25 protein-coding genes and 1 pseudogene are annotated in these 25,495 nt (G+C 61.7%); 18 read left to right on the top strand and 8 right to left on the bottom strand.

What is annotated here, in order from left to right; genetic code table 11:
- Positions 1-141: 141 nt before the first annotated feature.
- Positions 142-816, bottom strand: a complete 675-nt coding sequence (radC, locus tag AC3A5O_RS03450; protein ID WP_122567560.1) for a RadC family protein — start codon at positions 814-816, stop codon at positions 142-144.
- A gap of 144 nt (positions 817-960) precedes the next feature.
- Between radC and coaBC the strand changes: the two genes are divergently transcribed.
- From coaBC to argB, 4 genes and pseudogenes are all read left to right on the top strand, one after another.
- Entirely contained in the window at positions 961-2,169 is a 1,209-nt protein-coding gene (coaBC, locus tag AC3A5O_RS03445; protein WP_003206865.1) for a bifunctional phosphopantothenoylcysteine decarboxylase/phosphopantothenate--cysteine ligase CoaBC, read from the top strand.
- Positions 2,170-2,173: 4 nt separating this feature from the next.
- Positions 2,174-2,629 (top strand): dUTP diphosphatase, encoded by a 456-nt coding sequence (dut, locus tag AC3A5O_RS03440; RefSeq protein WP_053126549.1) that lies wholly within the window; start codon positions 2,174-2,176, stop codon positions 2,627-2,629.
- A gap of 252 nt (positions 2,630-2,881) precedes the next feature.
- Positions 2,882-4,285 (top strand): annotated as a pseudogene (locus AC3A5O_RS03435) (phosphomannomutase/phosphoglucomutase); the annotation flags it as partial.
- A gap of 27 nt (positions 4,286-4,312) precedes the next feature.
- Positions 4,313-5,218 (top strand): acetylglutamate kinase, encoded by a 906-nt coding sequence (gene argB / locus AC3A5O_RS03430; protein WP_025216133.1) that lies wholly within the window; start codon positions 4,313-4,315, stop codon positions 5,216-5,218.
- 195 nt (positions 5,219-5,413) lie between these two features.
- On the opposite strand, the gene pyrE is transcribed toward argB, so the two are convergent.
- The gene (gene pyrE, locus AC3A5O_RS03425) at positions 5,414-6,058 is read right to left on the bottom strand and encodes an orotate phosphoribosyltransferase (RefSeq protein WP_122567564.1); all 645 of its coding nucleotides are present in this window, start codon (positions 6,056-6,058) and stop codon (positions 5,414-5,416) included.
- 82 nt (positions 6,059-6,140) lie between these two features.
- Here pyrE and AC3A5O_RS03420 point away from each other — a divergent pair, with 82 nt between their 5' ends.
- Positions 6,141-6,920: a catabolite repression control protein Crc gene (locus AC3A5O_RS03420; protein ID WP_013694557.1), complete on the top strand. Its 780-nt coding sequence runs from the start codon at positions 6,141-6,143 to the stop codon at positions 6,918-6,920.
- Positions 6,921-7,097: 177 nt separating this feature from the next.
- Here AC3A5O_RS03420 and AC3A5O_RS03415 read toward each other — a convergent pair whose 3' ends face one another.
- A complete protein-coding gene (locus tag AC3A5O_RS03415) occupies positions 7,098-7,466 on the bottom strand; it encodes a DUF4870 domain-containing protein (RefSeq protein WP_122567565.1) in 369 nt (122 codons plus the stop codon).
- Between the two features lie 30 nt (positions 7,467-7,496).
- Positions 7,497-8,219 carry a ribonuclease PH gene (gene rph / locus AC3A5O_RS03410; protein WP_060740056.1) on the bottom strand — a complete coding sequence of 241 codons (723 nt, stop codon included), beginning with the start codon at positions 8,217-8,219 and terminating at the stop codon, positions 7,497-7,499.
- A 262-nt stretch (positions 8,220-8,481) separates the two neighbouring features.
- Here rph and AC3A5O_RS03405 point away from each other — a divergent pair, with 262 nt between their 5' ends.
- The 6 genes from AC3A5O_RS03405 to AC3A5O_RS03380 all read left to right on the top strand — a co-directional run bounded on the left by AC3A5O_RS03405 (position 8,482) and on the right by AC3A5O_RS03380 (position 13,788).
- Entirely contained in the window at positions 8,482-9,345 is an 864-nt protein-coding gene (locus tag AC3A5O_RS03405) for a YicC/YloC family endoribonuclease (RefSeq protein WP_305468829.1), read from the top strand.
- A 12-nt stretch (positions 9,346-9,357) separates the two neighbouring features.
- Positions 9,358-9,978, top strand: coding sequence for a guanylate kinase (gmk, locus tag AC3A5O_RS03400; RefSeq protein ID WP_053126561.1), 621 nt, complete (start codon positions 9,358-9,360; stop codon positions 9,976-9,978).
- A gap of 167 nt (positions 9,979-10,145) precedes the next feature.
- A complete protein-coding gene (gene rpoZ, locus AC3A5O_RS03395; protein ID WP_003177259.1) occupies positions 10,146-10,409 on the top strand; it encodes a DNA-directed RNA polymerase subunit omega in 264 nt (87 codons plus the stop codon).
- A 60-nt stretch (positions 10,410-10,469) separates the two neighbouring features.
- Positions 10,470-12,575, top strand: coding sequence for a bifunctional GTP diphosphokinase/guanosine-3',5'-bis pyrophosphate 3'-pyrophosphohydrolase (spoT, locus tag AC3A5O_RS03390; protein WP_053126562.1), 2,106 nt, complete (start codon positions 10,470-10,472; stop codon positions 12,573-12,575).
- A gap of 36 nt (positions 12,576-12,611) precedes the next feature.
- On the top strand, positions 12,612-12,992 hold the full coding sequence (locus AC3A5O_RS03385) for a RidA family protein (protein ID WP_014340863.1): 381 nt from the start codon (positions 12,612-12,614) through the stop codon (positions 12,990-12,992).
- Positions 12,993-13,047: 55 nt separating this feature from the next.
- On the top strand, positions 13,048-13,788 hold the full coding sequence (locus AC3A5O_RS03380) for a hypothetical protein (RefSeq protein ID WP_122567567.1): 741 nt from the start codon (positions 13,048-13,050) through the stop codon (positions 13,786-13,788).
- 157 nt (positions 13,789-13,945) lie between these two features.
- Here the strand turns inward: AC3A5O_RS03380 and AC3A5O_RS03375 are convergent, their stop codons facing one another.
- Positions 13,946-14,803: an SDR family oxidoreductase gene (locus tag AC3A5O_RS03375; protein ID WP_305468830.1), complete on the bottom strand. Its 858-nt coding sequence runs from the start codon at positions 14,801-14,803 to the stop codon at positions 13,946-13,948.
- 187 nt (positions 14,804-14,990) lie between these two features.
- Between AC3A5O_RS03375 and exbB the strand changes: the two genes are divergently transcribed.
- From exbB to AC3A5O_RS03345, 6 genes are all read left to right on the top strand, one after another.
- A complete protein-coding gene (gene exbB, locus AC3A5O_RS03370; RefSeq protein ID WP_122567826.1) occupies positions 14,991-15,974 on the top strand; it encodes a tonB-system energizer ExbB in 984 nt (327 codons plus the stop codon).
- 6 nt (positions 15,975-15,980) lie between these two features.
- Positions 15,981-16,409, top strand: coding sequence for a TonB system transport protein ExbD (gene exbD / locus AC3A5O_RS03365; protein WP_122567569.1), 429 nt, complete (start codon positions 15,981-15,983; stop codon positions 16,407-16,409).
- Entirely contained in the window at positions 16,406-17,164 is a 759-nt protein-coding gene (locus AC3A5O_RS03360; RefSeq protein ID WP_122567570.1) for an energy transducer TonB, read from the top strand. Before exbD ends, AC3A5O_RS03360 begins: the two co-directional genes overlap by 4 nt.
- A 326-nt stretch (positions 17,165-17,490) precedes the next feature.
- The gene (locus AC3A5O_RS03355) at positions 17,491-18,411 is read left to right on the top strand and encodes a hydrogen peroxide-inducible genes activator (RefSeq protein ID WP_122567571.1); all 921 of its coding nucleotides are present in this window, start codon (positions 17,491-17,493) and stop codon (positions 18,409-18,411) included.
- 9 nt (positions 18,412-18,420) lie between these two features.
- Positions 18,421-20,496, top strand: coding sequence for an ATP-dependent DNA helicase RecG (gene recG / locus AC3A5O_RS03350; RefSeq protein WP_305468832.1), 2,076 nt, complete (start codon positions 18,421-18,423; stop codon positions 20,494-20,496).
- 79 nt (positions 20,497-20,575) lie between these two features.
- Positions 20,576-21,973 carry an aminoacyl-tRNA deacylase and HDOD domain-containing protein gene (locus tag AC3A5O_RS03345; protein ID WP_122567573.1) on the top strand — a complete coding sequence of 466 codons (1,398 nt, stop codon included), beginning with the start codon at positions 20,576-20,578 and terminating at the stop codon, positions 21,971-21,973.
- A gap of 68 nt (positions 21,974-22,041) precedes the next feature.
- Here the strand turns inward: AC3A5O_RS03345 and AC3A5O_RS03340 are convergent, their stop codons facing one another.
- Positions 22,042-23,421, bottom strand: a complete 1,380-nt coding sequence (locus AC3A5O_RS03340; RefSeq protein WP_487752852.1) for a hypothetical protein — start codon at positions 23,419-23,421, stop codon at positions 22,042-22,044.
- Positions 23,422-23,562: 141 nt separating this feature from the next.
- Positions 23,563-23,946, bottom strand: a complete 384-nt coding sequence (locus tag AC3A5O_RS03335; protein ID WP_305468834.1) for a helicase — start codon at positions 23,944-23,946, stop codon at positions 23,563-23,565.
- Positions 23,947-24,478: 532 nt separating this feature from the next.
- On the opposite strand from AC3A5O_RS03335, the gene AC3A5O_RS03330 reads away from it, so the two are divergent.
- Positions 24,479-24,862, top strand: a complete 384-nt coding sequence (locus tag AC3A5O_RS03330; RefSeq protein ID WP_487752851.1) for a DUF6124 family protein — start codon at positions 24,479-24,481, stop codon at positions 24,860-24,862.
- Positions 24,863-25,071: 209 nt separating this feature from the next.
- On the opposite strand, the gene AC3A5O_RS03325 is transcribed toward AC3A5O_RS03330, so the two are convergent.
- Positions 25,072-25,272, bottom strand: a complete 201-nt coding sequence (locus AC3A5O_RS03325; RefSeq protein ID WP_487752900.1) for a nucleoid-structuring protein H-NS — start codon at positions 25,270-25,272, stop codon at positions 25,072-25,074.
- Positions 25,273-25,495 lie beyond the last annotated feature (223 nt).

Genomic DNA, 25,495 nt, shown 5'->3' with positions numbered 1-25,495 from the left:
CCCAGAGCCCCTCCGGGGGAGCCTGGGGGGAGCAAAGCTTGCTCGCGATGACGTCGTCACATACAACCCTTGTGTTGGCTGTAAAACCGCTATCGCGAGCAAGCTTTGCTCCCACAAGGAATTGTTCAAGCCTAATCGGGCCTACATCCACCCATACTCCGCCATCGACAGCGGCTCCCCATCGCCAACAATGAAGTGGTCGAGCACCCGCACGTCGATCAGCTCCAGGGCCTCCTGGAGCCGCTCGGTGAGCACCCGGTCGGCCTGGCTGGGCTCGGTGTTGCCGGAGGGGTGGTTGTGGCACAGGATCAACGCAGCGGCGTTGTGGGCCAGGGCGCGCTTGACCACCTGCCGGGGATGGACACTGGCGCTGTCGATAGAACCGCGAAACAGCGCTTCGAAGGTCAGCACCTGATGCTTGGAATTGAGAAACAGGCAACCGAACACCTCGTGGGGCTCGTGGCGCAGCATGGACTTCAGGTATTCACGCACCGCGAACGGGCTTTCCAGCATGGTCTTTTCCCGCGCCCGTTCAGCCAAATGCCGCCGACTCATTTCCTGAGCCGCCTGCAGTTGGGCAAACTTCGCCGGCCCGAGCCCCATGTGATTGCTGAATGTGATCTGATCCGCTTCAAGCAGTGCGCGCAGGCTGCCAAATTGAATCAACAGTTGTCGCGCCAGATCCACAGCGCTTTTGCCCGACACGCCGGTGCGTAAAAAAATCGCCAGCAGCTCGGCGTCCGAAAGACTCCCCGCCCCCAGCGCCAATAACCTCTCCCGTGGCCGTTCGGCCGCAGGCCAATCGCGAATACTCATGGCATCTCCCTGATTGTGGGCGCCGCTGTTCCGTAGCGGTCGCTGTGATATCGTAGCCCATCTTTTTTGCAGGCGATTAGCACCCTGGCAGCTGCTGCCAAGGGGTTCGCCTTGCACTGACCACTGAAATCGAAAGGCAGGCCTATGCAGCGGCTGTATCGGAAACGCATCGTTCTGGGCGTCGGCGGCGGCATTGCCGCCTACAAGAGCGCCGAGCTGGTTCGCAGGCTTATCGACCAGGGCGCGGAAGTACGGGTCGTCATGACCCGTGGTGGCAGCGAGTTTATTACCCCGCTGACCATGCAAGCCCTGTCCGGGCACCCGGTCCACCTGGATTTGCTCGACCCGGCGGCCGAAGCCGCCATGGGCCATATCGAACTGGCCAAATGGGCCGACCTGGTGCTGATCGCCCCGGCCACGGCCGACCTGATCGCCCGTCTGGCCCAAGGCATCGCCGACGACCTGCTGACCACCCTGGTGCTCGCCACCGACGCCGTGGTCGCCGTTGCACCCGCCATGAACCAAGCCATGTGGCGCGACCCGGCCACCCAGGCCAACCTGCAATTGCTGGAAAGCCGCGCCCTGAAAGTCTTCGGCCCGGCCTCAGGCAGCCAGGCCTGCGGAGATGTCGGCATGGGGCGCATGCTCGAAGCCACGGACCTGGCCCAGTGCGCCGCCGACTGCTTCCAGCGCCAGGCCCTGACCGGCAAGCATGTGCTGATCACCGCCGGGCCGACCCAGGAAAACATCGACCCGGTGCGCTACATCACCAACCACAGCTCCGGGAAAATGGGCTTCGCCCTGGCCGAAGCCGCCGTGGAAGCCGGCGCCCGGGTGACGCTGATTACCGGCCCGGTGCACCTGCCGACCCCGGACCGGGTCACGCGCATCGACGTGGTCAGTGCCCGGGACATGCTCGCGGCCTGCGAAGCGGCCATCCCGTGCGACCTGTTCATCGCCTCGGCTGCGGTAGCGGACTACCGCCCCGAAGTCGTTGCCCCGCAAAAATTGAAGAAAGACCCTACAAGCGGTGACGGCCTGCTACTACAAATGGTGCGCAACCCGGATATCCTGGCCAGCATCGCCACCCGCCCCGACCGTCCGTTCAGTGTCGGCTTCGCCGCCGAGACCGAACACCTGCTCGACTACGCCGCCCGCAAGCTCAAGGACAAGAACCTCGACTTGATCGTCGCCAACGACGTCGCCAACCCGAGCATCGGCTTCAACAGCGAAGAAAACGCCTGCAGCGTGATCGACCGCCAGTTGCACGCCACGCTTTTCGCCCAGACCAGCAAGAGCAAGATTGCCCGCCAGCTGATCACTTTTATCGCCGAACGTCTGAACCAGGTTTAATGTCATGCACGCCCTACAAGCCAAGATCCTCGACCCACGCATCGGTAGCGAATTCCCGCTGCCGCAATACGCCACACCGGGCTCCGCCGGCCTCGACCTGCGGGCGATGCTCAAGCAGGACACGATCCTGGAACCAGGCCAGACCCTGCTGATTCCTACCGGCCTGTCGGTGTACATCGGCGACCCGGGCCTGGCCGCGCTGATCCTGCCGCGCTCGGGCCTGGGCCACAAGCACGGCATCGTGCTGGGCAACCTGGTGGGCCTGATCGACTCCGACTACCAGGGCGAATTGATGGTGTCGTGCTGGAACCGCGGCCAGACGGCCTTCAACATTGCCGTGGGCGAACGCATCGCGCAGTTGGTGCTGGTGCCGGTGGTCCAAGCCCACTTCGAACTGGTCGAGGAATTCGACGAGAGCCAGCGCGGCGCCGGTGGTTTCGGACATTCCGGCAGCCATTGACCGTGCGATTCCGGGCCGGGCGTCCTGCCCGGCCCGTTTGTTAAGCTTCTGTTTCAGGACAAAAAATGCGCAATGGCTTTCTGCTAGGTTTCCCATCCGGAATCAATGTATTAGGCGAGCGAGGCCGGGGTAACGCTGTCTCATGGCAATTTCCCACCACGAACTCTCTGTCAAAAACGCCGTCATACCCTTCAGCTTGAGCCTGCCGACGCCCAGTGCCGGCCTGTCCAGTCACTTTCCTGATAGAGCGCCCCGCCCATGAACACCCCAGCCGCAATCGCCCCGATCTTCCCTGAAAGCATTTTCCGCGCCTACGACATCCGTGGCGTGGTACCGGAAACCCTCACCGCCGAAACCGCCTATTGGATCGGCCGCGCCATTGGCTCCCAGAGCCTGGCCCAGGGCGAACCGAACGTGTGCGTCGGCCGTGATGGCCGCTTGTCGGGCCCTGAGCTGGTAGAACAGTTGATCAAAGGCGTTGCCGACAGTGGCTGCCACGTCAGCGACGTGGGCCTGGTACCGACCCCGGCGCTGTACTACGCCGCCAACGTGCTGGCCGGCAAATCCGGTGTGATGCTCACCGGCAGCCACAACCCGTCGAACTACAACGGCTTCAAGATCGTCATTGCCGGCGACACCCTCGCCAACGAGCAGATCCAGGCCCTGCACACCCGCCTCAAGACCAACGACCTGAGCAGCGGCCAGGGCAGCGTGACCAAGGTCGACATCCTCGAGCGCTACAACGACGAGATCGTCAAGGACGTGAAGCTCGCCCGACGCCTGAAAGTGGTGGTCGACTGCGGCAACGGTGCGGCCGGCGTGATCGCCCCGCAACTGATCGAAGCCCTGAATTGCGAAGTCATCCCGCTGTTCTGCGATGTGGACGGTAACTTCCCCAACCACCACCCGGACCCGGGCAAGCTGGAAAACCTGCAAGACCTGATCGCCAAGGTCAAGGAAACCAACGCCGACCTGGGCCTGGCCTTCGACGGCGACGGTGACCGCGTGGGCGTGGTGACCAATACCGGCAGCGTGGTGTTCCCCGACCGCCTGCTGATGCTATTCGCCAAGGACGTGGTGGCGCGCAATCCGAACGCCGAAATCATCTTCGACGTTAAGTGCACCCGTCGCCTGGTGCCACTGATCAAGGAATATGGCGGTCGTCCGCTGATGTGGAAAACCGGTCATTCGTTGATCAAGAAGAAAATGAAACAGAGCGGTGCCCTGCTGGCCGGTGAAATGAGCGGCCACATCTTCTTCAAGGAGCGCTGGTTCGGTTTCGACGACGGTATCTACAGCGCCGCGCGCCTGCTGGAGATCCTCAGCAAGGAAAAATCCACGGCCGAAGAGCTGTTCGCAACCTTCCCGAACGATATTTCTACGCCAGAAATCAATATCCATGTGACCGAAGAGAGCAAATTCAGCATCATTGATGCACTGCACGACGCCCAGTGGGGCGAAGGCGCCGAACTGACCACCATCGACGGTGTGCGGGTCGACTACCCACAAGGCTGGGGCCTGGTCCGCGCGTCCAACACCACCCCGGTGCTGGTGCTGCGCTTCGAGGCCGACAACGAGGCCGAACTGCAGCGCATCAAGGACGTGTTCCACACCCAACTCAAACGTGTTGCACCTGATCTCCAACTACCGTTTTGATTTTTTGAAGCACTACCGGAGCCCTGAATGACCCTCGAACGCGAAGCCGCCGCCAACACCGCCAAGGTCCTGTCCGAAGCGTTGCCTTATATCCGACGCTACGTCGGCAAGACCCTGGTGATCAAATACGGCGGCAACGCGATGGAAAGCGAGGAGCTGAAAACCGGCTTCGCCCGCGACATCGTGCTGATGAAGGCCGTGGGCATCAACCCGGTGGTGGTCCACGGCGGCGGCCCGCAAATCGGCGACCTGCTCAAGCGCCTGTCGATCGAGAGCCACTTCATCGACGGCATGCGTGTGACCGATGCGCAGACCATGGATGTGGTGGAAATGGTCCTCGGCGGTCAGGTCAACAAGGACATCGTCAACCTGATCAACCGCCATGGCGGCAGCGCCATTGGCCTGACGGGCAAGGACGCCGAGCTGATCCGGGCGAAGAAGCTCACCGTCACCCGCCAGACCCCGGAGATGACCCAGCCGGAAATCATCGACATCGGTCACGTGGGCGAAGTGGTCGGCATCAACACCGACCTGCTGAACCTGCTGGTCAAGGGTGACTTCATCCCGGTGATCGCGCCGATCGGCGTGGGCGCCAACGGTGAGTCGTACAACATCAATGCCGATCTGGTGGCGGGCAAGGTTGCCGAGGCACTGAAAGCTGAAAAGCTGATGCTGCTGACCAACATCGCCGGCCTGATGGACAAGACCGGCAAGGTCCTGACCGGGTTGTCGACCCAGCAGGTTGACGACCTGATCGCTGACGGCACCATCTACGGCGGCATGCTGCCGAAGATTCGTTGCGCGCTGGAGGCGGTACAGGGCGGCGTCGGCAGCTCGCTGATCATCGACGGGCGGGTGCCGAATGCGATTCTGCTGGAGATCTTCACCGATACAGGTGTGGGTACGTTGATCAGTAATCGCAAGCGTCCGTAAGCGACACCGGTAAAAAAAGACCCCGCTCAACCAGGTTGAGCGGGGTCTTTTTTTGCACCTCTTTTTCAGATGATGCTTTTGTGGCGAGGGAGCTTGCTCCCGCTCGATTGCGCAGCGATCGCCAAAATGTTGGGGCCGCTGCGCAGCCCAGCGGGAGCAAGCTCCCTCGCCACAAGATCAAAATCAGGAGCCATTTCAGACGCCGAACTGGGCGCGGTAGGCTTCCACCGCCGGCAAATGCTGCTTGAGTTGCGGATCGTCGGCCAAAAACTCCAGCACCTGGTTCAGCGACACAATGCTGATCACCGGAATGCCGAAGTCGCGCTCCACTTCCTGGATCGCCGACAGCTCACCGTTGCCGCGCTCCTGACGGTTCAGGGCGATCAGCACGCCGGCCGCCTTAGCGCCTTCCTGGGAACCGATGATCTGCATCACTTCGCGAATGGCAGTGCCGGCGGTGATGACGTCGTCGATGATCAATACTTCGCCGGTCAGCGGCGCGCCGACCAGGCTGCCGCCTTCGCCGTGGGCCTTGGCTTCCTTGCGGTTGAAACACCAGGGCAGGTCGCGGCCGTGGTGTTCGGCCAAGGCGACGGCGGTGGTGGCGGCCAGGGGGATGCCTTTGTAGGCCGGGCCGAACAGCACGTCGAACGGGATGCCGCTCTCGACGATGGCTGCCGCGTAGAAACGCCCCAACTGCGCCAGGGCAGTACCGCTGTTGAACAGGCCGGCATTGAAGAAGTACGGGCTGGTGCGCCCGGACTTGAGGGTGAATTCACCGAAGCGCAAAACGCCGCGATCGATGGCAAAGCGAATGAAATCGCGCTGATACGCCTGCATGAAAAAAGCCTCAAATACCGCGGATTTAGCTAAATAGGTACACGCCGTGTATCATACACGCACGTGATTTTTGGGGCCATTTATGCGGATCATCAGTGTGAACGTCAATGGTATTCAGGCTGCAGTCGAGCGTGGTTTGCTCAGTTGGCTGCAAGCACAGAATGCCGACGTCATCTGCCTGCAGGACACCCGCGCCTCCGCCTTTGAACTGGACGATGCAGCCTTCCAACTGGATGGTTACTTCCTTTATGCCTGCGATGCCGAAGTCCCCGCCCAGGGTGGCGTGGCTTTGTACTCGCGGCTGCAACCGAAGGCTGTCATCAACGGTCTCGGTTTCGAGACGGCGGACCGCTACGGGCGCTACCTGCAAGCCGATTTCGACAAGGTCAGCATCGCGACCTTACTGCTCCCTTCGGGGCAGAACGGCGATGAAGATTTGAATCAGAAATTCAAGTTGATGGACGACTTCGCCCGTTACCTGGATAAACAGCGGCGCAAACGTCGCGAGTACATCTATTGTGGCTCGCTGTACGTGGCGCAACAGAAGCTGGATATCAAGAACTGGCGCGACAGCCAACAATCTCCTGGTTTCCTGGCGCCGGAACGGGCCTGGATGGACGAGATCATTGGCAACATGGGTTATGTCGATGCCCTGCGTGAAGTCAGCCGCGAAGGCGACCAATACAGCTGGTGGCCGGACAACGAGCAGGCCGAAATGCTCAACCTCGGTTGGCGTTTCGACTACCAGTTGCTGACGCCCGGGCTGCGCCGCTTCGTACGCAGCGCCCGCCTGCCGCGCCAGCCACGGTTCTCACAGCATGCGCCGCTGATCGTGGATTACGACTGGACGCTGACGATCTGAGTGTCGTTTCGCAGCCACAAAAAAACCGACAGCCGTGTCGGTTTTTTTGTGGACACCCATTTCTACCGTGGGAGCGAGCTTGCTCGCGATGGCGGCGGATCAACCAACATCGATGTTGAATGAAAAATCGCAATCGCGAGCAAGCTCGCTCCCACAGGGACAGGCGTTTACTGATCGTTATTTGACCAACCGCCAGGTAAACGGATACCGATACGGCAGTCCTTCATTGGCCTTCACGCCGCCAATGATGGTCAGCACCAGCGCACCGATGGCCACCAGGCCGAACAGGAAGAAGCCAATCACCACGATCATCAACAGCAGGCAGATCGCCGAGGCAATCGCCACAGTGATCTGGAAGTTCAGCGCTTCCTTGCCCTGGGCATCGATGAACGGGTCGGATTCACGCTTGAGCTGCCAGAGCACCAACGGCCCGATCAGCGTGCCAAACGGAATCCAGATCCCCAACAAGGCGGACAGGTGACAAAACATTGCCCATTGACGCGCCTCTTTGCTCGGCTGGGGCAGTAGGACTTGCTCATCACTCATGACACTCTCCTTGTCTGAAGCGCGAAACAATCAGTCAGCCAATGCGGCTTTTTGCAGTTCGAAAATCTCGTTCATGCCTTTCTTCGCCAATTCCAGCATAGCGTTCAAATCTTCCGGCTGGAACGGCGCGCCTTCGGCGGTGCCCTGGACTTCGATGAAACCGCCAGCACTGGTCATGACCACGTTCAGATCGGTCTCGGCGGCGGAGTCCTCCAAGTAATCCAGGTCCAGCACCGGCTCGCCCTGATACATGCCCACGGACACGGCGGCGATCATCTGCTTGAGCGGGTCGCCGCCCTTGAGGCCGCCGCGCTTCTTGATCACTTTCAAGGCATCGACCAGCGCAACCATGGCCCCGGTGATGGAGGCCGTACGTGTGCCGCCGTCGGCCTGGATCACGTCGCAGTCCACATACAGCGTCACGTCGCCTAGCTTGGACATGTCCAGCGCGGCGCGCAGCGAACGGCCGATCAAGCGCTGGATTTCCAGGGTACGACCGCCCTGCTTGCCGCGGCTGGCCTCACGCTGGTTCCGCTCACCGGTGGCGCGCGGCAGCATGCCGTATTCGGCGGTCAACCAGCCCTGGCCCTGGCCCTTGAGAAACCGTGGCACGCCGTTTTCGACACTAACAGTGCAGATGACCTTGGTATCACCGAATTCGACCAGTACAGATCCCTCGGCGTGTTTGGTGTAGTTGCGGGTAATGCGGATCGAGCGAAGCTGATCGGCAGCGCGACCACTTGGACGTTTCATAGGGAACACCTGTACAGAGGACGGAAAACTGCCGGACATTATAGAGCCGTGGGCCGCCAGAGGGCAGTTTAAAAAAACTGACGCGGCAGGTGAGCGCGCTCAAAACCCCGGCCGACGGGCTGCAGCGCTTTGTTGCCGGAGCTGTTTGGGCGCTTGCGTCCCACTGCGCTACAATCCTGCGCCTTTGCTGCCCTCGGGCTTTTATCTACAGATCCCAGGCCCACGACCACCGTCGTGCCGGCCTGCATTGCGAGGAACCTCCATGGTGCACAGCATGACCGCCTTCGCCCGCGTCGAAAAAGCCGGGGCCCAAGGCACGCTGAGCTGGGAACTGCGCTCGGTCAACAGCCGTTACCTGGAGCCGCACCTGCGCCTGCCCGAGTCCTTCCGCGACCTGGAAGGCGGAGTGCGCGAAGCGCTGCGCCAGGGCTTGTCCCGGGGCAAGCTGGAATGCACCCTGCGTTTCACCGAAGAAAGCACCGGCAAAGCCCTGCAAGTGGACCGCGAGCGCGCCGCGCAATTGGTCGCCGCCGCCGAAACCGTCGCCAGCCTGATCAAGAATCCGGCAGCCCTGAACCCGCTGGAAGTCCTGGCCTGGCCCGGCGTGCTGGTGGGTGACGCGAGCGACCCACAAGCGCTGAACGCCGAGGCGCTGGCACTGTTCAACCAAGGCTTGCAAGAACTCAAGGCCGGTCGCGAGCGTGAAGGCGCGGAGCTGGCCCGGCTGATCAACGAGCGCCTGACCTCCATCGAAGAAGACGTCAGCACCCTGCGCGAGCTGGTCCCACAGATGCTCGCCACCCAGCGCCAGAAAGTCCTCGACCGCTTCGCCGACATGAAGGCCGAGCTGGATCCGCAACGCCTGGAACAGGAAATGGTCATGCTCGCGCAAAAGAGCGACGTGGCCGAAGAACTGGATCGCCTGAGCACCCACATCATCGAAGTTCGCCGGGTGCTCAAGTCCGGCGGTGCGGCCGGTCGCCGCCTCGACTTCCTGATGCAGGAGCTCAACCGCGAAGCCAATACACTGGGCTCCAAAGCCTTCGACCCGCGCAGCACCCAGGCAGCGGTCAACCTCAAGGTGTTGATCGAGCAAATGCGCGAACAAGTGCAGAACATTGAGTAAGGCTAACCCGACATGACCCACAGCACCGGCACTCTCTACATCATTTCCGCGCCCTCGGGCGCCGGCAAGACCAGCCTGGTCAAGGCGTTGATCGACGCCGAGCCGCAAATTCGCGTCTCGGTCTCGCACACCACCCGTGCCATGCGCCCGGGGGAAGTGAATGGCGTGAACTATCACTTCGTCGACCGCGAAGAGTTCGTGAAGATGGCCGAGCACGGCGACTTCCTGGAGCGCGCCGAAGTCTTCGGCAACCTCTACGGCACTTCGCAAAGCTACTTGCAGCAGACCCTCGACGAAGGCCACGACCTGATCCTGGAAATCGACTGGCAAGGCGCCGAGCAGGTGCGCAAGCTGATGCCCCAGGCCCGCTCGATCTTCATCCTGCCGCCGAGCCAGCAGGCGTTGCGCCAGCGCCTGACCAACCGCGGCCAGGACAGTGACGAAATCATCGAAGGCCGGATGCGCGAAGCGGTCAGCGAAATGAGCCACTACGTCGACTACGATTACCTGATCATCAACGACGATTTCGCCCACGCACTGGACGACCTGAAGGCGATTTTCCGCGCCAGCCAGCTGCAACAGAAACGCCAGCAGCAACGTTTCGGTAAATTATTGGCCGAATTGTTGGGCTGATCAGCCCTTCCCAAAACCGCTGCGACGGCTTTACATTGGTAGTCGCAGCGCGCCGAGGGGTTTGGTTAAAAAATCAGCGCTTCCCTAAACGCTGGTGTTTTTTTAAACTGTCGAGTCCGCTCGCCCAACCGGGCAGCGCGCATATTGCATTCGCTCCGAGGAATACCATGGCCCGCGTAACCGTTGAAGACTGCCTAGAACACGTGGAAAACCGCTTTGAGCTGGTCATGCTCTCTACCAAGCGTGCCCGTCAACTGGCCACCGGCGGCAAAGAGCCATTGGTCCAGTGGGAAAACGACAAGCCTACCGTGGTAGCGCTGCGTGAAATCGCCGAAGGCCTGATGAGCTACGAGTTCATCGCCAACGCTGAAATCGTCGAAGACGAACCGCTGTTCGCAGCGTTCGAGGACGAGTCCAACGAGGCGGTCTAAGCCTATGCCTGGTCGACGTAGCACGGCGCGGGGTCACAGCAAACGGCAGGAGTCATCATCATGCCGAGCATAGACGCCCTCGCCGATCGCTTATCGGCCTACCTCGGCACGGACCAGGTCAACCTGGTCCGCCGAGCCTATTTCTACGCTGAACAAGCCCACGACGGCCAACGCCGCCGCAGCGGCGAAGCGTACGTCACGCATCCTCTTGCGGTGGCGAATATTCTTGCCGACATGCACATGGACCATCAGAGCCTGATGGCGGCGATGCTGCATGACGTGATCGAAGACACCGGCATTGCCAAGGAAGCGCTGCAAGCGCAGTTCGGCGAAACCGTGGCCGAACTGGTCGACGGGGTCAGCAAGCTGACTCAGATGAACTTCGAGACCAAGGCCGAGGCCCAGGCCGAAAACTTCCAGAAAATGGCCATGGCCATGGCGCGCGACATCCGCGTGATCCTGGTCAAGCTCGCCGACCGCCTGCACAACATGCGCACCCTGGAAGTACTCTCCGGCGAAAAACGCCGGCGCATCGCCAAGGAAACCCTGGAAATCTATGCGCCCATCGCCAATCGCCTGGGCATGCACGCGATCCGCATCGAGTTCGAAGACCTGGGCTTCAAGGCCATGCACCCGATGCGTTCGGCGCGGATCAACCAGGCCGTCAAGCGCGCCCGGGGCAACCGCAAGGAAATCGTCAACAAGATCGAAGAGTCCCTGAGCCACTGCCTGGCCATCGACGGCATCGAAGGCGAAGTCAGCGGGCGACAGAAACACCTCTACGGCATCTACAAGAAAATGCGCGGAAAGCGTCGGGCCTTCAACGAGATCATGGACGTCTACGCGTTCCGGATCATCGTCGACAAGGTCGATACCTGTTATCGCGTGCTCGGTGCTGTACATAATTTGTACAAACCGTTGCCGGGGCGCTTCAAGGATTACATCGCGATCCCCAAGGCCAACGGCTACCAATCGCTGCACACCACGCTGTTCGGCATGCACGGCGTCCCGATCGAAATCCAGATCCGCACCCGCGAAATGGAAGAGATGGCCAACAACGGCATCGCCGCCCACTGGCTCTACAAATCCAGCGGCGACGAACAACCCAAGAGCACCCACGCCCGCGCCCGGCAATGGGTCAAGGGTGTGCTGGAAATGCAGCAGCGCGCCGGCAACTCCCTGGAATTCATCGAGAGCGTGAAGATCGACCTGTTCCCGGACGAGGTCTACGTGTTCACGCCCAAAGGCCGGATCATGGAGCTGCCCAAAGGCTCCACGGCCGTGGACTTCGCCTATGCGGTGCACACCGACGTCGGCAACAGCTGCATCGCCTGTCGCATCAACCGTCGCCTGGCACCGTTGTCCGAGCCGCTGCAAAGCGGCTCCACGGTGGAGATCGTCAGCGCCCCCGGCGCACGGCCCAACCCGGCGTGGCTCAACTTCGTGGTCACCGGTAAGGCCCGCACGCACATTCGTCACGCGCTGAAGCTGCAACGCCGCTCCGAATCCATCAGCCTCGGCGAACGCCTGTTGAACAAGGTCCTGAACGGCTTCGACAGCTCCCTGGACAAGATTCCAGGCGAGCGCGTGCAAGTGATGCTCCACGAATACCGCCTCGAATTGATCGAAGACCTGCTCGAAGACATCGGCCTGGGCAATCGCATGGCCTATGTCGTCGCCCGCCGCCTGCTTGGCGAAGGCGAACAGCTGCCAAGCCCCGAAGGCCCGCTGGCGATTCGCGGCACCGAAGGCCTGGTGCTCAGCTATGCCAAGTGTTGCACGCCGATCCCGGGCGACCCGATTGTCGGCCACCTGTCCGCCGGCAAGGGGATGGTGGTGCACCTGGACAACTGCCGCAACATCAGCGAAATCCGCCACAACCCGGAAAAATGCATCCAGCTCTCCTGGGCCAAGGATGTCACCGGCGAATTTAATGTCGAGTTGCGGGTCGAGCTGGAACACCAGCGTGGCCTGATCGCCCTGCTGGCCAGCAGCGTCAACGCCGCCGACGGCAATATCGAAAAAATCAGCATGGACGAGCGCGATGGCCGCATCAGCGTCGTCCAATTGGTGGTCAGCGTGCACGACCGTGTGCACCTGGCCCGCGTGATCAAGAAACTGCGCGCCCTGACCGGCGTTATCCGCATCACTCGGATGCGCGCATAGCGCCTCAACAGCCCTATTGCTTACAAGGAGTCATCAATGACCAAGACTGTAATCACCAGCGACAAGGCCCCGGCCGCCATCGGTACTTACTCCCAGGCGATCAAGGCCGGCAACACCGTGTACATGTCGGGCCAGATCCCACTGGACCCGAAAACCATGGAGCTGGTGGAAGGCTTCGAGGCCCAGACCGTGCAGGTGTTCGAAAACCTCAAGGCCGTGGCCGAAGCTGCTGGCGGTTCGTTCAAGGACATCGTCAAGCTCAACATCTTCCTCACCGACCTGAGCCACTTCGCCAAGGTCAACGAGATCATGGGCAAGTACTTCGATCAGCCTTACCCTGCCCGCGCCGCCATTGGCGTGGCGGCCCTGCCAAAGGGCGCGCAGGTCGAGATGGATGCCATCCTGGTCATCGAGTAATAAGGTCGGCGCAGCCTCCCCCGCTGCGCCGTTTTCGTCTTGAAAGGATTCCACCATGCGCAAAGCGCTTGCTCTCTCGCTGCTCGCCCTCTTTCTGGGCGGTTGCGCCAGCGACCCTGCCGACCGTGACATCAGCGGCACCTGGATCAACCAGGCGGCCATCGACGCTGCCGCCAAAGGCGGCCCGCTGCGCGAAGCGCTGCAAGGCTATGGCCCTAACCTGGAATGGGACGTCAACACCCGGGCCGGCCAGGCGCGCTACACCAACGGCTTTGAAAACGTCGAAGGCAAGTTGCTGGGCGAAGAAGACGGCGCCTGGAAAGTCGACTTCTACGGCAGCTCCGCCAGCGAACTCAAGCGTGACGGCGACCAGTTGAGCCAGGCGGCTACCGAGAACGAACCGCAGCAGGTGTTCGACCGTGCGCAAGTCCAGGTGCCGGAAGGCGCACCCATCGGCGCCAGTTTCGAACGGGCGCTGTATGCCGCCTACCTCGGTGGCACCTGGAACATCGTCAACGGCCCCGGCCAAGGCGCCACCGTGCAATTCCAGCCTGACGGCCAGGTCAGCGGCCTGCCCGGCGCCGATCGCTACGCCTTATGCCTGGCGGGCGATTGCGCCTCCATGAGTGGCGGCAACGACAACATCTGGCTGCAACAGAACGGCCAGGGCAACACCTGGATCTTCGCTCGCGACGGCAAGAAGCTGGAAATTTTCCAGACCGTGAATGCCGCGCTGGCCGATGAAATGCCGTCATTCACACCGGGTGATCGCAAGTGGGTGCTTGAAAAGCAGTAATCCGAACTCCCTAATGTGGGAGCGAGCCTGTGGGAGCAAAGCTTGCTCGCGATAGCGGTTTTACAGCCAACAGAAGTGTTGTATGTAGCGACGTCATCGCGAGCAAGCTTTGCTCCCACAGGCTCGCTCCAACAGTTTGTTTTGGGGTGGCTGTAAGTCAGCAACGCCCTTCCAGAATCGCCGCATACCCCTCGCGAAAACTCGGATAACGCGGCGTCCACCCCAAGGCCTTCGCCCGGGCATTGCTGCAGCGCTTGCTGCCGGCGCGACGCACGCTGGCGTCTTCGGCCCACTCGGTAACCCCCATGTATTCCCGCAACCAGCCCACCACTTCGGCCAGTGGCGCGGGGGCGTCATCGACGCCGATGTAGCAATCGTCCAACACCTGGCCCTGGCGATCAGCCTCCAGCAGAAACGCCAGCAAGCCGGCGGCATCGTCGGCATGGATACGATTGGCGTACAGCGGCGGGTCGATCACCACGCGATAACCTTGGCGCACCTGGCTCAGCAACCACTCCCGACCCGGCCCATAGATGCCGGTCAGGCGCACGCGACTGGCCGGGATGCCACTGTCCAGGGCGATTTGTTCGGCTTCAAGCATCAGCCGACCGGAATAACCGCCGGCCACGGTAGGCGAAGTTTCATCCACCCACTCGCCCTGCTGCTGCCCATAAACACTGCTGCTGGACACAAACAGCAGGCGCTTGGGCCGCTGGCCATGCTGCTTCAACCAGCCCAACACATGCTGCAACCCTTCGACATAAGCCGTGCGATAGCCCGCCTCGTCGTGGTCGGTGGCGGCGGCGCTGTACACCAGGTAGTCCAGCGGACCGATGGGCCAATCAACGGGGCATTGCTCGCTGAACAAATCCCCTGCCACCCCGATGACGCCGGTCGGCAGGCTCGAAACCGTACGCCGCAAGCCATGGACTTGCCAACGTTCGGCCAATAATTGGCGGGCCAGGCGGCCGCCGATATCACCGCAGCCGGCAATCAAAACAGAAGGCGCGGACATTAAAAACTCCTCTGGCAAAGCCGCAGACTAGCCTCCGTAGGGGATGAGCGGCTAGCCATGTGAGAAAAAAAGTTACTGTATTACTTTTGTTAACAAGAATTACTTGCAATAATGCTCGCCACTTTTGTTCTCGGCCCACGAGGCCTGGAAGAGCATCAACCTTCTTTTTTTCTCAGGTCCGGCCAGCATGAAACGCTCTCTATCCCCCGCTTCGCCAACCAATCGACCTCGTGCCTGGAGCACGGTAGCCGCCTTGCTGTTCAGCCTGCTGCTGGCACCTGCCGCCGCGTTCGCTGATGCACAGACGCCCGCCACGCCCCCAGCCACAACCCCGACCGCCGCACCTGCTGCCGCCCAGGCACCGACGGACCCGGCCGCTCCCGTTGCGACGCCGGTAGCCACCGATCCGGCCCAAGCCGTCGAGGCCCAGGCACCTGAAGTGCTCGAAGCCGACAACACCCTGGGCATGGCCCACGACCTGTCGCCATGGGGCATGTACAAAAACGCCGACATCATCGTCAAGATCGTGATGATCGGCCTGGCCATCGCCTCGATCATCACCTGGACCATCTGGATTGCCAAAGGCTTCGAGCTGTTGGGGGCCAAGCGTCGCTTGCGCGGTGAAATCGCCGCCCTGAAAAAAGCCGCCACCCTCAAGGAAGCCAGCGCCACCGCCGCGAAGGAAGGCACCCTCGCCAACCTGCTGGTGCATGACGCACTCGAAGAGATGCGCCTGTCGGCCAACAGCCGCGAGAAGGAAGGCATCAAGGAACGCGTGAGCTTCCGTCTTGAGCGCCTGGTTGCCGCCTGCGGTCGCAACATGAGCAGTGGCACCGGCGTGCTCGCCACCATCGGTTCCACTGCCCCCTTCGTCGGCCTGTTCGGCACCGTTTGGGGCATCATGAACAGCTTCATCGGCATCGCCAAGACCCAGACCACCAACCTCGCCGTCGTCGCCCCCGGCATCGCCGAAGCCCTGCTGGCAACGGCATTGGGCCTGGTCGCGGCCATTCCAGCCGTGGTGATCTACAACGTCTTCGCCCGCTCCATTGCCGGCTACAAGGCCCAGGTCTCCGACGCTTCGGCCGAAGTCCTGCTGTTGGTCAGCCGCGACCTCGACCATCTGCCGCCCGAGCGCGGCGCGCAACCGCACATGGTGAAAGTGGGGTAATCGGCCATGGGCCTGCATTTGAAAGAAGGCGCAGACGACGATCTGGCCGAGAACCACGAAATCAACGTCACGCCGTTCATCGACGTGATGCTGGTGCTGTTGATCATCTTCATGGTGGCCGCCCCGCTGGCCACCGTGGACATCAAAGTCGACCTGCCGGCGTCGACGGCCAAGCCTTCGCCACGGCCGGAAAAACCGGTGTTCCTCAGCGTCAAGGCCGACCAACGCCTGTTCCTGGGTGAGGACGAGGTCAAGGCCGATACCCTCGGCGCGACCCTCGACGCCAAGACCCAAGGCAAGAAAGACACGACGATCTTCTTCCAGGCCGATAAAGGCGTGGACTACGGCGACCTGATGAGCGTGATGGACGCGCTACGAAGCGCCGGCTACCTGAAGGTCGGCCTGGTCGGCCTAGAGACGGCGCCCAAGCAATGATCACGACGCGCCAAAAGCTGACGCGTTACAGCGGTAGCCTGGTGGTCGTGCTGGGCGTGCATGCGCTCGCCATCGCCCTGGCGCTGAACTGGACCTCGCGCCCGCCCATCGAATTGCCGCCCCAGGCGATGATGGTCGAGCTGGCGCCAGTGCCCGCCCCGCCGCCACCGGCACCGCCAAAAGTCGTCACACCGCCGCAACCGCCCGAGCCGGTGGAAGAGCTGCCGCTGCCTAAGCTTGCCGAAGCGCCGAAGCCGGAAATCGCCGTGCCCAAGCCGGTCAAGCCCAAGCCCAAGCCTCAACCGCCCAAACCCAAGCCCGTGGTCGAGAAGAAGCCGGAGCCGCCGAAGGAAGAGCCGTCGGAGCAGAAACCGAGCGACACCCAGCCGACCCAGGCACCGACCGAGAAGTCCGCGCAACCGGCGCCTGGCCCGTCACCTGCGCAAACAGCCGCCAAGGCCAATTGGCAGGGCACGCTGCTGGCGCACTTGGGCAAGTACAAGAAGTACCCGCCCAGGGCCCAGCAAATGAACAAGGAAGGCACCAACCGCCTGCGTTTCGTGGTGGATGCCAACGGCAACGTGCTGTCATTCGAGTTGGTGGGCAGTTCCGGCACGGAGTTGCTGGACCGGGCCACCCTGGAAATGATCCGCCGCGCCCAACCGCTGCCCAAGCCACCGGCGGAGCTGCTGACCAACGGCACCATCGAACTGACGGCACCGTTTGTGTACTCCATCGACAAGCGCCGGCGCTGACCTCAAATTTGCAAGCCCCTGTAACAGGGGCTTCTTGTTTCTAGTAACGAGGTTTTTGGAGCCCAGGTAATTCGCAGCAAAGACATCTGTGGAGCCAGGACATCTGTGGGAGCAAAGCTTGCTCGCGATACAGGCACCTCGGTTCCAGTGAGCACCGCGTTAACTTCATCGCGGGCAAGCCTTGCTCCCACAGACAATTCCACATTCTCAAATAAATCCCTGTCCACACAGACATTCGACAGTGTCGCACCGCGCCCCCAGTCTGATAACGTGCGTCTATCGATTGCAGCCGGTATGCTTGGCTCGCAACTTCACGGACGCTCGCCATGACCCTCACAGAATTACGCTACATCGTGACCCTCGCCCAAGAGCAGCATTTCGGCCATGCGGCCGAGCGCTGTCACGTCAGCCAGCCGACGCTGTCGGTGGGTGTGAAAAAGCTTGAAGACGAACTCGGTGTGCTGATTTTCGAGCGCAGCAAAAGCGCCGTGCGCCTGACCCCGGTGGGCGAAGGCATCGTTGCCCAGGCACAGAAGGTCCTGGAGCAGGCCCAAGGCATTCGCGAACTGGCCCAGGCCGGCAAAAACCAACTGACCGCCCCGCTGAAAGTCGGCGCGATCTACACCGTCGGCCCGTATCTGTTCCCGCACCTGATTCCGCAACTGCACCGGGTTGCCCCGCAGATGCCGTTGTACATCGAAGAAAACTTTACCCACGTGCTGCGCGACAAGCTGCGCAACGGCGAGCTGGACGCAATCATCATCGCCTTGCCGTTCAACGAAGCCGATGTCCTGACCCTGCCGCTCTACGACGAACCGTTCTACGTCCTGATGCCGGCTCAACACCCCTGGACCCAGAAAAAAACCATCGACGCCGCCCTGCTCAACGACAAGAGCCTGCTGCTGCTCGGCGAAGGCCATTGCTTCCGCGACCAGGTGCTCGAAGCCTGCCCGACCCTGACCAAGGGCAGCGAAGGCGCCAAGCACACCACGGTGGAATCCAGCTCCCTGGAAACCATTCGCCACATGGTCGCATCCGGCCTGGGCATTTCGATCCTGCCGCTGTCGGCGGTGGACAGCCATCATTACTCCCCCGGCGTGATCGAAGTCCGCCCGCTGACGCCGCCCGTTCCGTTCCGCACCGTTGCCATCGCCTGGCGCGCCAGTTTCCCGCGGCCCAAGGCCATCGAAATCCTCGCCGACTCGATCCGCCTGTGCTCCGTGGCCAAGCCGCCTGCCGCCAAGTAAGCCGCTGCCATGACTGAGCTGTCGAAAGTGCCGGTCACGACACTCAAGGGTGTCGGTGAAGCCATGGCCGAAAAACTGGCCAAGGTCGGCCTGGAAAACCTCCAGGACCTGCTGTTTCACCTGCCGTTGCGCTATCAGGATCGCACCCGCGTGGTGCCCATCGGCCATCTGCGCCCGGGGCAGGATGCGGTGATCGAAGGCACCGTCAGCGGCGCCGACGTGGTCATGGGCCGCCGTCGCAGCCTGGTGGTGCGCCTGCAGGACGGCACTGGCGGGCTCAGCCTGCGCTTCTATCACTTCAGCAATGCTCAGAAGGAAGGCCTCAAGCGCGGTACCCGCGTGCGCTGCTACGGTGAGGCGCGGCCCGGAGCATCGGGGCTGGAGATCTACCACCCGGAATACCGCAGCATTACCGGCGACGAACCGCCGCCCGTGGATGAAACCCTGACCCCGGTCTATCCGCTCACCGAAGGCCTGACCCAGCAACGCCTGCGCCAGCTCTGCCAGCAAACCCTGACATTGCTTGGCCCCAGCAGCCTGCCCGACTGGCTGCCCACGGAACTGGCCCGGGATTATCAACTGGCGCCGTTGGCCGATGCGATCCGCTACCTGCACCATCCGCCTGCCGACGCCGATGTCGACGAACTCGCCCTCGGCCATCACTGGGCCCAGCACCGCCTGGCGTTCGAAGAACTGCTGACCCATCAACTGTCCCAGCAACGCCTGCGCGAAAGCCTGCGTTCCCTGCGCGCCCCGGCCATGCCCAAGGCCAGGGACCTGCCGGCCCGCTACCTGGCCAACCTCGGATTTACTCCCACGGGCGCCCAGCAACGGGTCGGCAACGAAATCGCCTACGACCTGAGCCAGCCCGAGCCCATGCTGCGGCTGATCCAGGGCGATGTCGGCGCCGGCAAGACCGTGGTCGCCGCCCTTGCGGCCTTGCAAGCCTTGGAGGCCGGTTATCAGGTGGCGTTGATGGCGCCCACCGAAATCCTCGCCGAACAACATTTCATCACCTTCCAGCGCTGGCTCGAACCGCTGGGCATCGAAGTCGCCTGGCTGGCCGGCAAGCTCAAGGGCAAGAACCGCGCCGCCGCCCTGGCGCAGATCGCCGAAGGCGCACCGATGGTGGTCGGCACCCATGCGCTGTTCCAGGACGAAGTGCAATTCAAGAACCTGGCCCTGGTGATCATCGACGAACAGCACCGCTTCGGCGTGCAACAGCGCCTGGCCCTGCGGCAGAAAGGCGTCGGCGGGCGGATGTGCCCTCATCAACTGATCATGACCGCCACGCCGATCCCGCGGACTCTGGCAATGAGCGCCTACGCCGACCTCGACACCTCGATCCTCGACGAACTGCCCCCCGGCCGCACGCCGGTCAATACCGTGCTGGTCACCGATACCCGACGGGTGGAGGTGATCGAGCGCGTGCGCAGCGCCTGTGCCGAGGGTCGGCAGGCCTATTGGGTGTGCACATTGATCGAAGAGTCGGAAGAACTGACCTGCCAGGCGGCCGAAACCACCTTTGAGGACCTCACCGCCGCCCTCGGCGAGTTGAAGGTCGGGCTGATCCACGGCCGCATGAAACCCGCCGAGAAAGCCGCGGTGATGGCTGAATTCAAGGCCGGCGCCCTGCAATTGCTGGTCGCCACCACGGTGATCGAGGTCGGTGTGGACGTGCCCAACGCCAGCCTGATGATCATCGAGAACCCCGAACGCCTGGGCCTGGCGCAGTTGCACCAACTGCGCGGCCGGGTGGGCCGGGGCAGCGCCGCCAGCCATTGCGTCTTGCTCTATCACCCGCCGCTGTCGCAGATCGGCCGCCAACGGCTGGGGATCATGCGCGAAACCAACGACGGTTTCGTCATCGCCGAAAAAGACCTCGAATTGCGCGGCCCCGGTGAAATGCTCGGCACACGCCAGACGGGTCTGCTTCAATTCAAGGTAGCCGACCTGATGCGCGACGCCGATCTGCTCCCCGCCGTACGCGACGCCGCCCAGGCCCTGCTGGAACGCTGGCCCGACCACGTCAGCCCGCTGCTGGATCGCTGGCTGCGTCATGGGCAGCAATACGGCCAAGTGTGAGCACGCGCTCAGTTTTCAAGACCCGCGTGCCGGACAAGCTGGTTATACTGACCAACTTGTAGGAAAACGGATACAGACCATGACAGAAGCTGCCCTCGTCCCCGAAGCCCCGCACGCTCCGTCTGTTATTCGGCTGTTGCTCGAGAAATTGGGCATCGGCTATGACGAAGTACTCGAACACCCCGGCCTGAACCCTGCCCGCAAAGTCCAGGCGGTGTTGCTGCACGATGCCGTTGGCGCGCTCATGGTGCTGTTTCCGCAAAGCCAGCTGCTGGACCTCAATCGCCTGGCCGAACTCACCGGTCGCAAGCTCACGGCGGTGCCGACCGAACGCCTGGAGCGCATGCTCGGCAAACACAGCCTGAGCCTGCTGCCCGGCCTGCCGGCACTGACCAGCTCACCGTGCCTGTACGAAGAAAGCCTGCTGCGCGAACCGAAGCTGCTGATCAACTCCGGCGAGCCGGGGCTGCTGCTGGAAGTGACCAGCGAAGCGTTCAAGACCATGCTCACCAAGGCCAGCGCCGCGACGTTCGGCGAAGCCGTGAGCAACATCACCCCCAACCTGGACCGCCCGCACGACGACCGCGCGGAAATCACCCAGGCCGTACAGGCGTTCACCGCCCGGCGTATCCAGCAACGGCTGGAAGAAACCATCGAGATCCCGCCGCTGGCTGAAACCGCGCAAAAGATCATCAAGCTGCGGGTCGACCCCGACGCCACCATCGACGACATCACCGGTGTGGTGGAAACCGACCCGGCCCTGGCCGCGCAAGTGGTGAGCTGGGCCGCCTCGCCCTACTACGCCTCGCCCGGCAAGATTCGCTCGGTAGAGGACGCCATCGTCCGCGTCCTGGGCTTCGACCTGGTGATCAACCTGGCGCTGGGCCTGGCCTTGGGCAAGACCCTCAGCTTGCCCAAGGACCACCCGCAACACACCACGCCGTACTGGCACCAGTCGATCTATACCGCCGCCGTCATCGAAGGCCTGACCCGCGCCATGCCCCGCGCCCAGCGCCCCGAAGGCGGCCTGACCTACCTCTCCGGCCTGCTGCACAACTTCGGTTATCTGCTGCTGGCCCACGTGTTCCCGCCGCACTTCTCGCTGATCTGCCGGCACCTGGAGGTTAACCCGCACCTGTGCCACAGCTACGTGGAACAACACCTGCTGGGCATCAGCCGCGAACAGATCGGCGCCTGGCTGATGCGCTACTGGGACATGCCCGACGAACTGGCCACCGCCCTGCGCTTCCAGCACGATCCGCACTACGACGGCGAATACGCCGCCTACCCGAACCTGGTGTGCCTGGCTGTGCGCCTGCTGCGCGCCCGCAGCATCGGCTCCGGCCCGGATGAAGAAATCCCGGACGCGTTGCTCGAACGCGTGGGCTTGACCCGGGAAAAGGCCAACGACGTGGTCAGCAAAGTGCTTGAGGCTGAAGTGCTGCTGCGGGAACTGGCTTCGCAGTTCAGCCACTGATTGCAGGTTGGGAGTGGAGCTTTTTGTGGCAGGGGAGTTGGCTTCCCCCGCCACCGATCCATAGCCATTCAAGCCAGGTAGCGTATGAACCAGCTTCCAAAGGTGCGGCCCCAATATACGGCGCCGGGTCGCCGCGTAAAACCGCCAACGACAATCCGTCCGTCAGGCATTAGCCCCATATCCTCGACAGTCGCCTCATAGCCTTCTTCGTTAAAACGCACAAAACCACTGCCATTGAAGGACGGGTCCAGCGAACCATCAGAGCGCAAACGCGCTGTCAGCGCTAACACCCCCGTCTCAACACCCCCCCTGCCGGTAGTGCCCGCGACGACGATGGAACCGTCTGCCTGCCATGCGCAGCGATACCAGTCATGCCCCTTATCCACCAACTTAGAGAACAGTGGCTGCCCGCTATTGAAAGCAAAATCGAAGAATCCATCGCGACTTAACACGAACATCAGACCATGCCTGTCGAAGCCTTGATCGGGATTGGGCCAACAATCCCCTGCAACAACAATCGCGTCGTCGCTTTCTCTCAGCGCCATCGCATTCGCGTTCGCATAATGAAGATTCGAAACGGTCACAACGCCGACGCCGCCATTGAAACTGGTATCGAAACGTCCCGTTGCATCCAGACGCGCCACATAAATACTGGAAGCCAGAGTGTTTTGGAAAAAATCCCCGAAAACCAACACCTTGCCATCTGATTGAAGGGCAACACCTTTGACACTGGTAGCGACACGGGGCACACCTGGAAACTCGATGACCACGGATCCAGTCTCATTAAACGTTTCGTCAGTAGAGCCATCCGGGTTAAGACGAAGCACCACCCAGTGCGATAGGTCGTCGGAGCCGCTATTGACCACATTGCGCAGAATGATCTTTCCATCCGGCTGCTCAACCGCAGAAGAGCCATTATTGCCTGAAGATCGCGGAGCCTGTGCGGAGGGTTCTCGGTCCCGCCAACTAAACGTCAGCGGCCCATCTTCCATACCTCCACTCTTTGGCTCAAGACGAAACGGAAGCCAGCGCACACCGTCCTCGCCAAAGAGTGTATTCAGCCGCCCATCCTCCAAGAACCGCACGACATAAATGCCGGAATCACCGGACGATGCATATCCGCCCATCACCAGCCATCCACCATCGCTCAGGCCGCAGATGTCGACGATCTCGTCCACATATGTATTTTCTTTGGAGAATTCCACCACGCCCGTCCCGGCTCCACCAAACTCCCTATCGATCGACCCATCCTCGTTCACTTTAGACAGTCCGAAAGCGCCGGGTTTTTCCGGTAAGAGCACGGTGATCAGTAGCTTGTTTTCAGCTAGCGGCAGCATGGCTAACGTGCGGTAGCCTCCTAATTCGCGGGTGGGCAGCGTCAGCACCCCACCTTCGGCAAAGGTGGGGTCGAGCGTTCCAGCTTGAACGGCGCTTGATGCATAGGCCATGATCGTTACTCCATCAAGGTGTATGAAACCACGCTGGCTTCATCATCAATGGAGCGCCCAAACACCGGTCCACACACCTGTCAGGGTTGACAGAGCCATGATCCCTGGCGGCCAAATCATTGGCCTTTCAGGCCAAACCAATCAAGCCTTGGGCTTGGCCTTCTTCGGCTTCAAGTACTTGGTCAGCCCCTGGAACCAGATCACCAGCGCCGGGTTGCCCTTGATCTGGATCGACTTGTCCTGAATCCCTGTCATGAACGCCAACTGCTTGTTCTTGGCCTGCATCGTGGCGAAGCCATAGGCCGCGTCCTTGAAGGCGATGGCGAACGCAGGCTCTGGGTAGATGCCCGACTGACTGGTGATGCGCTGGTTTTTCACGGTGAAATGCCGGGCGACCTTACCGTCCAGGGTTTGTAGCTGGAAAACCAACTCCTTGTCGCCCAACTGCTGCTGGAACGCCGGATTGGTCCGGCTGGCCTTGCCCATCAACAACCCCAGCATCCACAGCAGAAAACGAAATTTCATGGGCACAGCCTCGTGAGAAAAGATCAATGGCCGGCAGTTTAGCGATTCTTCGGCGCAACGCCATCATCGTATCGATTTGTCGGAAGATAAGCTGGTTTTCGCGAAAGATGACTGCCAAGTCACGAAACCAAAAATCAAAAGATCGCAGCCTACGGCAGCTCCTACATCGATTTCCGTAGGAGCTGCCGAAGGCTGCGATCTTTTGATCTTTTTTACCTTCCTGCTCCTCGGACATTTCCTTCAATACGCCGGGCTGTTCATGAACTAGGCGCGGTGAGCCTGGGCCGCTAACCTCTGCTCGTCACCAAAAAACGGTGACACGGACGTGCAAGTCCGGTACATATCGGCGCGCAACTGCCACGCCAAACGGCTCATGCTCGTATTGGTGCGTTTATGGCGGCTGCGCGCGGGAGACTCTCGAGGTCTGCCGGGGTCCGATATGCCCGGTCTTGCACACCCGCGCACAGCTGCCACCCCTTTCGGTGCAACGAAAGGTTGTCAGCCTTCATTCAATTACATATCGGGTAAATTTATGTTCAAGGTCACTCCAAATCCGCCGCAAAGCGGCCACAAATCCCGCGTCGAAGCGCAGGAAGAAAAAAGGCTCGAAGACGCCGCCACCCGCGCCCTCGACTACTACCTCAACCCCAAGCCCGCCTCACCGCCCGAACCCGACAAAAACCAGCTCTTCATCGTCTCGCCCCACATCGACACCGAAACCCTGCTCGCCAACGCCTCCGAAGACCTGCAATCGATCAGCACCATCGCTGCCGACCTGGCCGACGACGTGGATGACTCACGCCGCTGTGTCGCCCTGGCAATCAGCCGTATGGCCGATGGGGTGCAGTTGTTGGTTGAGCGGGCGTTGGATCATTTGGAAACCAAGGAGATGGCGGCGCCTGGGACCGAGGGGTAGCACTTTGCTTTGATGCAAGCTGAGCTGACGCCATCGCGAGCAAGCTCGCTCCCACAGGGGAAGTGGGTTGTCGCGGATATAGCAGTCGACACAAAACAACTGTGGGAGCGGAGTACAGCCGGGAGAGATAGGCCGGCTGTAAGGCCGCCTTCGCGAGCAAGCCCGCTCCCACAGGAGGAACGCGGTCTGATCAAGAACCAGGTCGGCTATCAGGCCGCCTCGCGGTGGACGTTGATCTCGGACGCCCCGTTAACCACGATGGCCGAACGCAGGCATTGTGGAGTGGGCATCCCGGCATGGATGCCGGGATAGCCGCGCTGGGCCATGGATGGCCCTTCGCGGCGGGCCCACGGAGCAATGCCTTCGTTCGGGCATGCCGAGCCTAGGCGAGGCACCGAGTGGTGGGGCAAGCCTTTTTTGCTTACTTTTTTTGGCGTCTGAAAAAAAGTGAGCCGCCGTAAGGGCGGAACCCTAAGTAGCCGTTACCGCAGCAATGGATATGTACCCGGTCAACAAAATCCTGGCCGGCTGTCAGGCCGCCATCGCGAGCAAGCTCGCTCCCACAGTTGGATTGGGGCACAACCGGAGAGACAGGTCGGCTGTCAGGCCGCCTCGCGAGCAAGCTTTGCTCCC

Source organism: Pseudomonas sp. Soil_N_39, assembly GCF_057655955.1.
Note: the sequence above shows the minus strand (reverse complement) of the source record. Positions and strands in the feature narration are given on the sequence as shown.